12 protein-coding genes and 1 pseudogene are annotated in these 13,867 nt (G+C 65.3%); 4 read left to right on the top strand and 9 right to left on the bottom strand.

What is annotated here, in order from left to right; all coding sequences use genetic code 11:
* The first annotated feature begins 198 nt into the window (after positions 1–198).
* Complete coding sequence (locus tag LRS09_RS07995) at positions 199–924, top strand: fumarylacetoacetate hydrolase family protein (protein ID WP_257805238.1); 726 nt, start codon at positions 199–201, stop codon at positions 922–924.
* A 152-nt stretch (positions 925–1,076) separates the two neighbouring features.
* On the top strand, positions 1,077–2,576 hold the full coding sequence (locus LRS09_RS07990; RefSeq protein ID WP_257805237.1) for a class I adenylate-forming enzyme family protein: 1,500 nt from the start codon (positions 1,077–1,079) through the stop codon (positions 2,574–2,576).
* Between the two features lie 22 nt (positions 2,577–2,598).
* On the opposite strand, the gene LRS09_RS07985 is transcribed toward LRS09_RS07990, so the two are convergent.
* The 3 genes from LRS09_RS07985 to LRS09_RS07975 form a co-directional block, all read right to left on the bottom strand.
* On the bottom strand, positions 2,599–3,039 hold the full coding sequence (locus LRS09_RS07985) for a pseudoazurin (protein ID WP_257805236.1): 441 nt from the start codon (positions 3,037–3,039) through the stop codon (positions 2,599–2,601).
* A 96-nt stretch (positions 3,040–3,135) separates the two neighbouring features.
* Complete coding sequence (locus tag LRS09_RS07980; RefSeq protein WP_257805235.1) at positions 3,136–4,554, bottom strand: coniferyl aldehyde dehydrogenase; 1,419 nt, start codon at positions 4,552–4,554, stop codon at positions 3,136–3,138.
* Positions 4,555–4,696: 142 nt separating this feature from the next.
* Positions 4,697–5,737, bottom strand: coding sequence for a glutamine synthetase beta-grasp domain-containing protein (locus tag LRS09_RS07975; protein ID WP_257805234.1), 1,041 nt, complete (start codon positions 5,735–5,737; stop codon positions 4,697–4,699).
* A 356-nt stretch (positions 5,738–6,093) separates the two neighbouring features.
* On the opposite strand from LRS09_RS07975, the gene LRS09_RS07970 reads away from it, so the two are divergent.
* Positions 6,094–6,300 carry a DUF2735 domain-containing protein gene (locus tag LRS09_RS07970; RefSeq protein WP_257805233.1) on the top strand — a complete coding sequence of 69 codons (207 nt, stop codon included), beginning with the start codon at positions 6,094–6,096 and terminating at the stop codon, positions 6,298–6,300.
* A gap of 101 nt (positions 6,301–6,401) precedes the next feature.
* Here the strand turns inward: LRS09_RS07970 and LRS09_RS07965 are convergent, their stop codons facing one another.
* The 6 genes and pseudogenes from LRS09_RS07965 to LRS09_RS07940 all read right to left on the bottom strand — a co-directional run bounded on the left by LRS09_RS07965 (position 6,402) and on the right by LRS09_RS07940 (position 12,549).
* Positions 6,402–7,541 carry a Gfo/Idh/MocA family protein gene (locus LRS09_RS07965; RefSeq protein ID WP_257805232.1) on the bottom strand — a complete coding sequence of 380 codons (1,140 nt, stop codon included), beginning with the start codon at positions 7,539–7,541 and terminating at the stop codon, positions 6,402–6,404.
* Between the two features lie 12 nt (positions 7,542–7,553).
* Positions 7,554–8,299, bottom strand: a pseudogene (locus LRS09_RS07960) (sugar phosphate isomerase/epimerase family protein).
* Between the two features lie 31 nt (positions 8,300–8,330).
* A complete protein-coding gene (locus LRS09_RS07955) occupies positions 8,331–9,404 on the bottom strand; it encodes an ABC transporter ATP-binding protein (protein ID WP_257805231.1) in 1,074 nt (357 codons plus the stop codon).
* Between the two features lie 4 nt (positions 9,405–9,408).
* Positions 9,409–10,344 carry a carbohydrate ABC transporter permease gene (locus tag LRS09_RS07950; protein ID WP_257805230.1) on the bottom strand — a complete coding sequence of 312 codons (936 nt, stop codon included), beginning with the start codon at positions 10,342–10,344 and terminating at the stop codon, positions 9,409–9,411.
* Entirely contained in the window at positions 10,337–11,239 is a 903-nt protein-coding gene (locus LRS09_RS07945; RefSeq protein WP_257805229.1) for a carbohydrate ABC transporter permease, read from the bottom strand. Before LRS09_RS07945 ends, LRS09_RS07950 begins: the two co-directional genes overlap by 8 nt.
* 77 nt (positions 11,240–11,316) lie before the next feature.
* Complete coding sequence (locus LRS09_RS07940) at positions 11,317–12,549, bottom strand: ABC transporter substrate-binding protein (protein WP_257805228.1); 1,233 nt, start codon at positions 12,547–12,549, stop codon at positions 11,317–11,319.
* 254 nt (positions 12,550–12,803) lie between these two features.
* On the opposite strand from LRS09_RS07940, the gene LRS09_RS07935 reads away from it, so the two are divergent.
* Positions 12,804–13,856: a LacI family transcriptional regulator gene (locus tag LRS09_RS07935; RefSeq protein WP_257805227.1), complete on the top strand. Its 1,053-nt coding sequence runs from the start codon at positions 12,804–12,806 to the stop codon at positions 13,854–13,856.
* Positions 13,857–13,867: the final 11 nt, after the last annotated feature.

The raw sequence follows: 13,867 nt of genomic DNA, 5'->3' as shown, positions 1-13,867 counted from the left end.
AGATCGTCGATCTCGCCGACGCACACAAGGAGGCGTTCGGCAGGAGCTACCCGGCCTTTGCCTCGGTGCAGGCCCTCATCGAGGCCGGCGAGGAAGGCCTCGACCTGGCGAAAAAGACGGTGAAGAAGGCCGGCAAGAGCGGCGCCTTCGCCCGCAAGGACATGCGGCTGCTCGCGCCCGTGCCGGTACCCGATCCAGATGCGCGACTGCCTCTGCTTCGAGACGCATCTCAAGCAGTCGTTCAACGCGGTTCGCCGCGTCCGCGCCAACGCAACGCCGGACCCCGAGGCGGCGATGAAGGAGTTCGAGGAAAAGGGCATCTTCGCGATCCCCAAGACCTTCTACGAGCAGCCGATCTACTACAAGGCCAACCGCTTCTCGGTCATCGGCACGGAGCAGGACGTGCTCTGGCCGAGCTATTCCACGCTGATGGATTTCGAGTTGGAGTTCGGCTTCTACGTCAGCACAAAGGGCGTCGACATCCCCAGGGACAAGGCGCGCGAGCACATCTACGGCTACACGATCTTCAACGACTTCTCCGCCCGCGACGCGCAGACGCAGGAGATGGGCGGCCAGCTCGGCCCGGCCAAAGGCAAGGACTTCGACTACGGCAATGCCATGGGCCCCTGCCTCGTCACCGCCGACGAACTGAAGGACCCGTACAACCTCACCATGATCTGCCGCGTCAACGGCGAGGAATGGGGCCGCGGCAGCACGTCCACCATGCACTGGAAGTTCGAGGACCTGATCGCGCATATCTCGCGCTCGGAGACGATCTATCCCGGAGAGTTCTTCGGCTCGGGCACGGTCGGCAACGGCTGCGGCCTCGAGCACATGAAGTTCCTTAAGCACGGCGACGTGGTGGAACTGGAGGTCGAGGGCATCGGCATCCTGCGCAACCGCGTGCTGACACGGCAGAGCTGACGCTCGGAAGGCGGGTGGGCTCCGTGGCCTGCTCGCCGCCCCACGGCTGCCGATCCCGCACGTTGCGCATCCGCCCTTCGCGAGGAATAGTCAGGCTGCCTCGCGCGGAGCGACCCCGCGCGGCGGTCGCCTGGGAGGAGAGGTGAAGTCACATGAACGTCTATTCGATGCTCGCCGACGCCATTCGTCGCCGAAAGGACGAGACTGCCATATCCTATGGTAAGGAAAAGCTTACATATGGCGAGTTCGACCTCACCTGCGCCGCGTTCGGCGACTGGCTGGCGACACAGGGTTGTGTGCGCGGCGACCGCGTGCTCGTCTTCCTGAAGAACGGCTTCGAGTTCCCCGTCCTGCTGATGGCGATCATGCGGGCGGGGCTCGTCGTCGTGCCCACCAATGCGAAGCTGCATCCCCGCGAGGTCGCCTGGATCGCGGGCGATGCCGGGCCGAAGCTGATCTTCACGCATCTGGAACATGTCGATGCCCTCGACGCAGCTCTCGAGGGAGAGGAAAAGCCCCGGATCGTCGCGATCGAGGACTTTTCAATGCCGCGGCCAGCCGCCCTGGCCTCGGCCCCCGCCGAGGTCGATCCCGACGAGGCGGCCTGGATCTTCTACACGTCCGGCACGACGGGCAAACCGAAGGGCGCGACGCTCTCGCACCGCAACCTCGTCGCCGCCTCGGTCAATTGCCTCGCCGATGTCTTCGCCTTCGTCGAGAGCGACCGCGTGCTGCATGTCGCGCCGCTGTCGCATGGCAGCGGCCTCTATCTCATCCCGTCGCTGGCGCGCGGCGCGCTCAACATCGTATACGACCGGGCCAACTTCCGCCCGGACGAAGTGTTCGACACGATCGCGCGGGAAGGGATCACCGCCATCGCCTTCGTCGCGCCGACCATGATCGTGCGTTTCCTGGAGGCCGCGCCGCGCAATGACATCGGCTCCCTGCGCGGCGTCATCTATGGCGGCGCGACGATCCATCTCGAACATATCCGCGCGGCCGTCGCGCGCTTCGGCCCGATCTTCCACCAGCTCTACGGGCAGGGGGAGTCGCCGATGACGATTGCCTACCTGCCGGGCGCCGCGCATCTCGGCGCCGACGACGAGACGCTGGTGTCCGCCGGCTATGTCCGCAGCGGCGTGGAGGTGCGCATTCTCGACGAGAACGACCGCGATGTCCCGCCCGGCGGCGACGGCGAAATCTGCGTGCGCGGCGACGTCGTGATGAAGGGTTACTGGCGCAATTCGGACGCGACCGCGAAGGCGCTGAAGGGCGGCTGGCTGCACACCGGCGACGTCGGCCATTTCGATTCAGGCGGCCGTCTGCGCGTGCTCGACCGGCGCCACGACACGATCATCTCCGGCGGCACGAACATCTATCCCAAGGAGGTCGAGGACGTGCTGGCCGCGCATCCGGCCGTGCGCGAGGTCATCGCCTTCGGCCTGCCCGACAGTGAATGGGGCGAGTCGGTCGCCGTCGCTCTGGTGACGGAAGCGGGCATGACCGAGGCGGCCGTGCTCGATTTCTGCCGCGACCACCTCGCGCGCTTCAAGAAACCGAAGCACGTCTTCTTCCTCGAAGAGCTGCCGAAGAACGCCTACGGCAAGGTGCTGCGCCGCACCTTGCGCGAGCGGTTCGCGGCGGGGACGTAGCGCCTGCCCGCCGCGCCTGCTATCAGTTCGCCGGCACTTCCGCGAACAGGGCCTCGAAGCGCTTCTTCGCCATGCCCGTCTGCTTCACGGCCTTGGCCTGTTCGAGATTGACCGGCTTGCCGACCACGATCAGCGCCACCATTCCCATCGGATAGTGCGGCAGGCACTTGACGCCGTAGACGCCTTCCTTGTCGACCGTGATGGTGACCTGCTCGTTCGGCTTGCCCTTGAAAGGGGTCGCCCCTTCCGGGATCATGTCCTTGATGCTCTGTACGTCGTGCGACTTGTCGGTCGGGACGAACGTGACCGTGTCGCCCGGCTGGGCGATGATGAGGTCGGGCTGGAAGACCATCGTTCCCTTTTCGCCCTTGTTGAGCATCTGCACCTGATGGTCGGCGGCCTGCGCCGCGCCCGTCGCCAGCAGCGCCGCGAGCGCGGCGGCCATTGCGAATGTTCTTTTCATGATGACACCTGTTTCGATTGCCGGCCTCAGCCGTGGCAACTGTCTAGGGTGGACGAGAGCCATGTACATTGATCGAGCGCAAACGCCGGCGACGCCTCAGGTCATCAGCCGGAAGAGGCGGAGCGTGCGCTCGAAGGTCGCGCCATAGGGCGGGCGCAGCATGCCGCCGGCGCTCAGCGGCGACTGCACGAAGACCGGCTTCTCCTTGCTGAAGGTGCGGAAGCCCCATTCGCCGTGATAGGCGCCCATGCCGCTCGGTCCGACGCCGCCGAAGGGCTGGTTCTCCTGGGCGATGTGCATCAGGCAGTCGTTGACGGTCACGCCGCCCGAGACCGTTTCCCTGAGCACCCTGCGCCGCGCGGCCTTGTTCTTGCCGAACCAGTAGAGCGCCAGCGGCCGGCCGCGGTCGTTGACGTGCCCGATCGCCTCGCCAACATCGCCATATTCGACGATAGGCAGGACCGGGCCGAAGATCTCCTCCTGCATCAGCCGCGTATCGGGCGCGGCGTTGCGCACGATCGCGGGGGCGAGCTTGCGCGTGTTGCCGAAGCTCTCGCCCGCGGGATTGACCTCCATCACCTCGGCGCCCCGCGCGCGGACCTCCTCCACCATCGATGTCAGCCGCGCGTGATGCCGGTCCGAGATAATCGCGGTGTAGTCGGGATTGTCCGCGATGCGCGGATAGAGCTTCGCCATCGCGCCCGCGAGCTTGCCGGCGATCGCGGCACCCTGGCCCCTCGGCACCATCAGGTAGTCGGGCGCGATGCAGGTCTGGCCGGCATTGAGCAGCTTGCCGTAGGCGACGCTGGCGATTGCCTTGTCGAGGTCGCAGCTCGGATCGAAGATCGCCGGCGACTTGCCGCCAAGCTCCAGCGTCACCGGCGTCAGATTGGCGGCGGCGGCGATCGCCACCTGTCGGCCGACCGTCGTCGAGCCGGTGAAGAGCAGGTGGTCGAAGGGCAGGGCGACGAAAGCCTTGCCGACATCCGGGCCGCCAATGATCACGTCCAGCTCGTCCAGGGCGAAATGCTGCGCCGCCAGTGAGGCCAGCAGGTCCGAAAAGCGCGGCGTCAGTTCGGACGGCTTGATCAGCACGCGGTTGCCGGCCGCGAGCGCTGCCGTCGCCGGCGCCAGCGCGAGCTGGAAAGGGTAGTTCCACGGCGAGACGATGCCGGCCACGCCGAGCGGCTGCGGCACGAGCCTGTTGCGCGAGGGCCAGAAAGGCATCGTGGTGAGCACGCGCTTCTCCGCCATCCACGACGACAGGTGCGACAGCGCGTGGCGGATGCCGGCACGCACGACGATGATCTCGGCCAGACGCGTCTCGTGCGCGGAGCGGCCGCCGAAGTCGGCGTCGATCGCGGCACAAAACTCCGTCTCGTGGTCCTCGGTCAGCGCCAGCAGCCGGCGCAGCCTGTCGCGGCGCACGTCGATGCCAGGGAAGGGATCGCGGGCGAATGCAGCCTTCTGCCTGTCGAACGCGGCCGACAAGTTGTCCTGGTTCTGCTGCGGCATGGGGATCGGCTCCGATGTGGCGGCAGGCTAGCAGAGGGGGAAGCCCCTGCCAGCACGCCCGGACGCCGAAACGGAAACGGCCCGGCTGTTGCCAGCCGGGCCGTCGAAACATTGCCTTCCGGCGCGAACGCCGGAGCCTGGATCAGGCCGCCGCCTTCTTGTAGGCCTCGGTCGGAACTTCCGAGATCGTCTTCAGGACGATGGACGCGATCTGGTAGGGGTCGCCCTGCGAATTCGGGCGGCGATCCTCAAGATAGCCCTTGTAGTCGTTCTTGACGAACGAGTGCGGAACGCGGATGGACGCGCCGCGGTCGGCGATGCCGTAGGAGAACTTGTTCCACGGCGCGGTCTCGTGCTTGCCGGTCAGGCGCTTGTCGTTGTCCGGGCCGTAGACGGCGATGTGGTCCATCAGGTTCTTGTCGAAGGCAGCCATCAGCGCCTCGAAATAGGCCTTGCCGCCGACTTCGCGCATGAAGGTGGTCGAGAAGTTGCAGTGCATGCCCGAACCGTTCCAGTCCGTGTCGCCCAGCGGCTTGCAGTGGAATTCGACGTCGATACAGTATTTCTCGCACAGGCGCAGCAGCAGGTAGCGCGCCATCCAGATCTGGTCCGCGGCCTTCTTCGAGCCCTTGCCGAAAATCTGGAACTCCCACTGGCCCTTGGCCACCTCGGCGTTGATGCCTTCATGGTTGATGCCGGCCTCGAGGCAGAGCTCGAGATGCTCTTCGACGATCGTGCGGGCAACGTCGCCGACATTCTTGTAGCCGACGCCGGTGTAGTACGGGCCCTGCGGCGAGGGATAGCCATGCTCCGGGAAACCGAGAGGGCGGCCGTCCTTGTAGAAGAAGTATTCCTGCTCGAAGCCGAACCATGCACCCTCGTCGTCGAGGATGGTCGCGCGGCTGTTCGTCGAATGCGGGGTGACGCCGTCGGGCATCATGACTTCGCACATGACGAGCACGCCGTTCTTGCGCGCCGGATCCGGATAGACGGCAACCGGCTTCAGCACGCAGTCGGAGCTGTGGCCCTCGGCCTGCATCGTCGAAGAACCGTCGAAGCCCCACAGAGGCAGTTCATCGAGCGACGGGAAGGTGTCGAATTCCTTGATCTGCGTCTTTCCGCGGAGGTTCGGAACAGGGGTATAGCCGTCGAGCCAGATATACTCCAACTTGTACTTGGTCATTTCGCCTCTCTTACGAAGTTACGTCGGACTGTGAAGCGCGCAGCCGTTTCGCCGTGCGCATGCCGAATGACGCAATGCAACAGGCGTGCCAGTTGCGGTTAACATTTCGCTTACGAAAGGGCACCTCGCTCTCGGCGAAAGGCCGAATCAGAGCAGCCTTCGCGCAACCGGCGAAAAATGCAGCATTTTCCGCGTTTGCCTGCGGTTTCGACAACGGCAGGCATTAGGAGCCGGAACCCGATACCAATTGCCGCATTAGGATGCAGAAAGCGCTTCGCTGCGACGGGTGCTCAAAAAATGACTACAAAAAAGGCATCTTGATTAAATTGAGTGCAGCACCCATCTGGGTTATACTGATGTTCGGCATCAGCGGAGTAGACATGATGACCAACAACCAGAGCGGCCAAAGCGCCACCATCATCCAGTTTCCCGTCGGCGGTCGCGCCGGCTATCTCGCGCGTCGCGAGCAGCCCGCGCCTGCGCTTCAGGCGCCTGTCATGGACGTAAACGGCTGGTATCACGACGAAGCCATCCGCGAGACCGAGCAGGCCAAGAAGCACTGAACGCTGCTTCGCGGTGCGTCCGGCCCGGCCCGGACGTCTGTTGATCGCTGATGCCTTGCAGGGCGGCCCTCGACGGAGGGGCCGCCCGAATTGTCTGCGGCTCAGGCCATCATCCTGCGCGCCGTGGCCGGGTCAAGCGCGGCCGGCCGTTCGCAGTTGGTCGTCAGCGTGACGAATTTGCCCGTCTCGCCCGATTGCAGGATCGCGGTCATGATGTCGATCGCGTGCAGCGCAAAGTCGAGCGAACAGCGGTGCGGCCGGTCTTCCAGTATGCCCAGCGCCATGTCGGCGAGCCCGATCGTGCGGTAGTTCGCCAGCGGGCCGCGCGGCGACTGCTGGTTGGGCACGCCGAGCGGATGGTTCCAGGCCGGCAGCTTCTTCACCGGCTTGTCCTGGCGCGTGAGACCCACCGTGCCGCCGAAGAAGTTCGGATCGGGCACCAGCATCGTCCCTTCCTCGCCGTAGAGCTCGATCGGCGCATGCCCGTGGGACCACACGTCCCATGAGGCGTTGAGGGTCACCACCGCGCCGTTGGCGAAATGCAGCAGCGCGTGGATCGTCGTCGGTGTGCCGACCGGCACGCTTTCGCCGGTGCGCGGCCCGTTCGAGATCGTGCGCCTGGCCTGCGGGATCGAGGTCACCGCGGCGACCTTGGCCACCGGCCCTATCAACTGCACGAGGCTGGAGACGTAGTACGGCCCCAGATCGAGGATCGGTCCGCCGCCCGGTGCATAGAAGAAGTCGGGATTCGGGTGCCAGTGCTCCATGCCGTGGTTCATCACGTGGCAGACGCCCGACGTGACCTTGCCGATCTTGCCGGCATCGACCAGCGCGCGGGCCTGCTGGTGCGCGCCGCCGAGGAAGGTGTCCGGCGCCGAGCCGATGCGGAGGCCCTTCTTCTCCGCCCGCTTCTTCAGGTCGAGCCCTTCCTTCAGCGACAGCACGAAGGGCTTTTCGGAATAGACATGCTTGCCGGCGTCGAGCGCCGCCTTGGAGATGGGATAGTGCGCCGCCGGCACAGTCAGGTTCACGACGATATCGATGTCCTTGTCGGCAAGCAGTCCGTCGACCGTCATGGCGCGCAGGCCGAAGGCCTTGGCCTGCGTCTCGGCGAGCTCCGGCTTCAGGTCGGCGCAGGCGACCATGCGCACGCCCTTGAACAGCGGCGCCAGGCGGAAATAGGCGGTCGAGATGTTGCCGCAGCCGACGACGCCGACGCGCAGTTTCTTCTTCGCAACCATGTCCGCGATCTCTCAGTATGACTTTACCGCTTCGATCGACCGCTTCGCAAAGCGTTCGAGGTCGGACGGGTTGTCGTGTTCCATTACGTAGACTTTCGCCGGCGTCTTCGTGCGCAGCGCGGCCATCAGCGGCTTCCACGCGATGGTGCCGTGGCCGACATCGGCCCAGCCGTCCTCGTTCGCGTTCTGCCCGGCCGGCGCAATGTCCTTCACGTGGACGGCGAGGATACGGTCGGCGTAATCGGCGATCCACGTCGCCGGATCGGCGCCGCCGCGTCGACCCAGGCGACGTCGAGTTCCAGTCCGATCGAGGGAGCGGCGTCGAGGGTCAGCTTCTGCGGCAGCGAGCCGTCGGGCAGCGCCTTGAATTCAAAGTCGTGGTTGTGCCAGGCAAAACCGTATCCGGCCTTCTTCGCCTTGTCGCCGACGGCAGCGAGCCGCTCGCCGAAGGCCTTCCAGCCGGCGGTGTCGGCCGGGCGTTTGTCGGGCATCAGGTAGGGACAGACGATCAGCGTCACGCCAAGCGTGTCGGCGATGCGCCGCACGCCGTCGAAATCGCCCTCCAGCGCGTCGATCGAGAAATGGCCGGACGGCATCGCGAGACCATTGCGGTCCATGTCGGCGCGAAAGGCCTTCGGGTCGTCATAGACCCCGCCGAAACCCTCGACCTCCTTGTAGCCCAGCCCGGAGACGAGCTTCAGCACGTCGCTCCAGGGCTTGAAGTTACGGGCGCTGTAAAGCTGGAAAGACCAGTTCATGTGAATGTCCTGCGTTTGTCCTGTGATGTCGTCAGACCCGCCGCCCCTCGGCGGCGTCGAAGAGGGAGGCGCGCATCGGGTCGAAGCCGATCTCGACCGTGTCGCCGGTGGCGGGCGTCCGTTCCGCCGGCACGCGCACGGCGAGGTTCTGCCGGCCGAGCTTCGTCCAGACCAGCGCGTCGGAGCCCATCGGCTCGACCACGTCCACCTTCACCTTCTGCGCAAAGGGCCAATCGGCGCCGCTGTTCAGCGCGACATGCTCCGGCCTTATGCCGAACGCCACTTTTGCGCCCTGCGCAGGCTGCGCGGCGGCCTCGTAGCGTGCAAGCGGGATATGCACGCCGTCCGCGACGAAGTTCCCGTCGGCAACCTCTCCCTCGAGGAAGTTCATGCCCGGCGAGCCGATGAAGCCGGCGACGAAGCGGTTGACCGGGCGATTGTAGATCTCCTTCGGCGAAGCGAACTGCTGGATCAGGCCGCCGCGCATCACCGCGATCCGGTCGGCCAGCGTCATGGCCTCGATCTGGTCGTGGGTGACGTAGATCATCGTGTTGGCGAGCTGCTGGTGTAGCCGCTTGATCTCGACCCGCAGCTCGGCGCGCAGTTTGGCGTCGAGGTTGGACAGCGGTTCGTCGAACAGGAAGACGTCGACGTCGCGCACCAGCGCGCGGCCGATCGCGACGCGCTGGCGCTGGCCGCCGGAGAGTGCGGCCGGCTTGCGCTGCAGCAGCGGCTCGATCTGCAGGATCTCGGCCGCGCGGGCGATCCGCTTGGCGATCTCGTCCTTCGGCAGGCGCGCGTTCTTCAAGCCGAAGGAGAGATTTCCCTCCACCGTCATCTGCGGGTAGAGCGCGTAGGACTGGAACACCATGCCGATGCCGCGGTCCTTCGGCTCCTCCCAGGTGACGTTCTTGCCGTTGATGAAGATCTGCCCGGCCGACACGTCGAGCAGGCCGGCAATGCAGTTGAGCAGCGTGGACTTGCCGCAGCCGGAGGGGCCGAGCAGCACGATGAACTCGCCCTGCTGCACGTCGAGGTTCAGCTGTTTCAATACCTCGACGGCGCCGAAGGCGAGCGAGACATCCTTGACGAGAACGCTTGTCATCCGCTCACCCTTTCACCGCGCCGGCGGCGATGCCGCGCACGAACAGTTTTCCGGAAATGAAGTAGATGATCAGCGGCACGAGCCCGGTCAGCAGCGTGGCGGCCATGTTGACGTTGTACTCCTTCACGCCCTGCACGGAGTTGACGATGTTGTTGAGCTGCACGGTCATGGGGTAGACGTCGGGCTTGGTGTAGACGACGCCGAACAGGAAGTCGTTCCAGATGCCCGTCACCTGGATGATCATCGCCACCACGAAGATCGGCAGCGACATCGGCAGCATGATGCGGAAGTAGATGCCCCAGAAGCCGGCGCCGTCGACGCGGGCGGCCTTGAACAGTTCCTCGGGCACCGAGGCGAAATAGTTGCGGAAGAGCAGCGTGTTGATCGGCATGCCGAAGATGGTGTGGACGATCACCAGCCCCGTCAGCGTGCCGTAGATGCCCATCTCGCGCAGGATGATGACGATCGGGTAGAGCATCACCTGGTAGGGGATGAAGGCGCCCACGATCAGGATCGTGAAGAACACCTCCGATCCTTTGAAGCGCCAGTTGGCGAGGGCATAGCCGTTCACCGAGGCGATCAGGATCGAGATGATGACGCTCGGCACGGTGATGCGCACCGAGTTCCAGAAGCCTCGCGAGAGCCCGTCACAGTTCAGCCCCGTGCAGGCGGTCGACCACGCCTTCACCCAGGGCTCGAAGGTGATCTCCAGCGGCGGCGCGAAGATGTTGCCGGTGCGGATCTCCGGCATGCCCTTCACCGAGGTCACCACCATCACCCAGAGCGGCAGCAGGTAGTAGAGCGAGACGAGCGCCAGCGTGCCGTAGATCAGGATGTTGCGGCGCGAGATGGCGCGGCGCGGCCGAGGCCCGTAGGGCTCTGCGCGGGAGGCGATGGCGGGCTCGAACTGCCCGGCCGTTGCGGTGCGAACGTCAGCCATTGCGCCGCCTCCTGCCGAACTCGAAATAGGCCCACGGCACGATGACGGTCATCACCGCGAGCAGCATCATCGTCGAGGCCGCGAAGCCTTGGCCGAGGTTCTGCGACAGGAACATCGCGTCATAGACGTATTTGGCCGGCACTTCCGAAGCGATGCCCGGCCCGCCGCTCGTCTGCGCCACGACGAGGTCGTAGACGCGCACGATGCCGGAGGCGACGATCACCAGCGTGGTGACGAAGACCGGCCGCATCATCGGGATGACGATGAAGAGGTAGGTCTTCCACATCGGGATGCCGTCGACGCGCGCGGCCTTCCAGATGTCCTCGTCGATGCCGCGCAGGCCGGCCAGCATCAGGCACATGACCAGCCCGGTGCCCTGCCAGATGCCGGCGATCAGGATGCCGTAGATGACGATGTCCTGGTTGTAGAGCGGGTCGAAGGTGAAGCTCTCCCAGCCCAGGCCGCGGACGAAGCCCTGGACGCCGAAATCGGGATTCAGGATCCACTGCCAGACAAGGCCGGTGACGATGAAGGAGAGCGCGAAGGGATAGAGGAAGATCGTCCGGAACGTGTCCTCGAAGCGGATTTTCTGGTCGAGCAGGGCGGCGAGCACGAAGCCGATCACCATCGACAGGATGAGCGTGCAGACGCCGTAGATGAACAGGTTCTCGATGGCGATCTGCCATTTGTTGGACGACCAGAGCCGCTCGTACTGGTCGAGCCCGACGAAGTTGAGCCGCGGCAGGAGCCGCGAATTGGTAAAGGAATAGACGACTGTCCAGATCGAGCCGCCGACGAAGACCACCAGCGCGGTCAGGATCATCGGAATCGACGCGATCTTGGCGTTGAGGTTGCGGAAGAGCTGGTTCGGCCGGCGTGCGGCTGCGTCTGCCATGGCGCGTTCTCTCGCTCAGGGACGGCTTCGCTGCACCGCGGCCCTTCGGCCACGGCGCGCGGCGGAGGATGGCTGCCTCAGTCGGCGGCAGCGACGATCTCGGCGAAGCGCTTCTGAGCGTCGGCCGCCGTGATCTTCGGATCCTTGAAGAACTCGACGAACAGGTCGTTCACCTGCGTCAGCGAGTCCGCCGAGAACAGCTGGTCGGGCGACTGGATGATGTTGCCCTTGGCAAGGATCTCGAGGCCCTTCTTCATGCAGTCGTTGGCGGCTGCGAGGTCGACGTCGCCGCGCACCGGCAGCGAGCCCTTCTTGAGGTTGAAGGCGACCTGGGTGGTCGGCGACAGCATGGTCGAGGCCAGCACGTCCTGGGCGGCCGACTTCGCCTCGTCCTTCAGCACGGGGAAGTAGAAGGCATCACCGGCCGTCTGGATCACCTCGTTGACGCCGAGGCCGGGCAGGCAGGTGTAGTCCTTTCCGGCGACCTGGCCGGCCACCTGGAATTCGCCCTGCGCCCAGTCGCCCATGATCTGCCCGGCGGCCTGGCCGCTGATGACCATGTTGGTCGCCTGGTTCCAGTCCTGCACGTTCGACTTGGCGGCCATGGCGCGCGCCTTGTCGGCCGCGTCGAAGACCTTGGCCATTTCCGCTCCGGCGGCGAATTCGGCGTCCTTGTCCTTGTAGATCTTGTTGAAGCCGTCGGGACCCGCGAGCGCCACGACCAGAACCTGGAAGGCGAGCGAGGTCTGCCAGGGCTGCTGGCCCATCGCGAGCGGGATAATGCCGGCCTTCTCCAGGGCGGGGGCTGCGGCGACATACTCATCCCAGTTCTTCGGCACCGCGACTCCGGCCTTTTCGAATGCCTTGTTCGACAGCCAGAGCCACTGCTGCGAGTGGATATTGATCGGCACGCAGTAGATCTTGCCGTCGACGGTGCAGGAATCGAGCAGCGAGGTTGGCTTGATGAAATTCTTCCAGCCTTCCTTCTCGGCGATCGGCGTCAGGTCGCGCATCAGGCCGGCGGCCACCAGCTCTTCCGCCTGGCGGCCGTGGTTGAACTGCGTCGCGCCCATCGGGTCGCCGCCGGTGATGCGGCTGATCATGATCGGCCGCGCGGTGCCGCCGGAACCGGCGATCGCGCCGTCCACCCATTTGTTGCCGGTGGCGTCGAAGGCTTTCGCGAGTTCGGCGACGGCCGCGGCTTCGCCGCCCGACGTCCACCAGTGCGTCACTTCGAGGTCGGTCGCCTGGGCGACGTGGGGCAAGGCGACGGATGCCGCAAGGGCTGCGGCGAGCATGGCATAACGCATAAGGATCCTCCCAAATCTGTAACGTTACAGATTTTTACGGTAGGCGAATTAATTCGCTCTAGCAAGACGTCAGTCCTTGTCAGGAGCCATAATCTTGTGCTGCGATGCATAATATTGCTGGTTGCAGTGCGGTAAGCGATTGAATCCGAACCACGAAGCCGATACGCAATATCCTTGTTGAAAGCGAATATCTGTATCGTTACAGTTAATTTGCGCGGTCATATGATGAATCCGGTGACCGGCGGGAGCATTCGATGGGGCGGCGGGCGAAGGTCATTGCAGAAACGGCGCAGCCGCCCGACGGACGTGCGACGCTGAAATCGATCGCCTTCATGATGGGGCTCGGTGTGACGACCGTCTCGCGCGCGCTGAAGGACGCGCCCGAGATCGGCGAGGAGACGCGCCGCCGCGTCCAGCTCGTGGCGCGCCAGGTCGGCTACCGACCGAACCGCGCCGGCGTGCGTCTGCGCACCGGCAAGACCAACGTCATCAGTCTCGTACTCGACACCGAGGATGATCTCACCGGATTCGTCTCCGACATCATCTACGGCATTTCCGACGGCATCGCCGACACGTCCTATCACCTCGTCGTGACGCCCTATTCGCGCCGCCGCGATCCGATGGACCCCATCCGCTATGTGGTCGAGACCGAGTCCGCGGACGGCATCATCATCTCGCGCACCACGCCGAACGACCCGCGCGTGCTCTATCTCATGGAGCACGGCTTCCCGTTCGCCGCGCACGGCCGCACCAATATCGGCGCGGCGCATCCCTTCCACGATTTCGACAACGAGGCTTACGGTCGGATGGCGGTCGAGGCCCTGGTCGCCAAGGGCCGCCGCCGGCTGGCCCTTCTGCCGCCGCCGCCGGCGCTCACCTATCATCGCCACACCCGCAAGGGCTTCGCGGAGGCGCTCGCGGAGGCGGGGCTGCAGGAGACCTCGCTTGGCGACCTGTCGATCGACGATTCCATCGACACGATCCGCGACCGGGTCGCCGCCATCTCGGCCACCTCCGGCGCGCCGGACGGATATGTCTGTGCCAGCGGCGGCGCGGCGTTCGCGCTTGTCGCGGGGCTCGAGGCCGCCGGGCTCGCGCTCGGCCGCGAGGTCGACGTGGTCAGCAAGCAGTCGTCGAGGCTGCTGCGCTGGTTCCGTCCCGGGCTGCAGCTTGTCCACGAAGACTTCCGTCTCGCCGGCCGCGAGCTCGCCAGGGCCGTCATGGGCGCCATCGCCGGCAAGGACGTATGCGAGCTCCAGACGATCGCATTGCCGGCCGCCGAGAGGCCATCGGAGGGGCGTTCTTAACGTCCGGATAA

Origin of the sequence: Mesorhizobium sp. J428, from assembly GCF_024699925.1 — a bacterium.
Taxonomy (GTDB): domain Bacteria; phylum Pseudomonadota; class Alphaproteobacteria; order Rhizobiales; family Rhizobiaceae; genus Mesorhizobium_A.
This window is presented reverse-complemented; position numbering and strand designations above follow the sequence as displayed.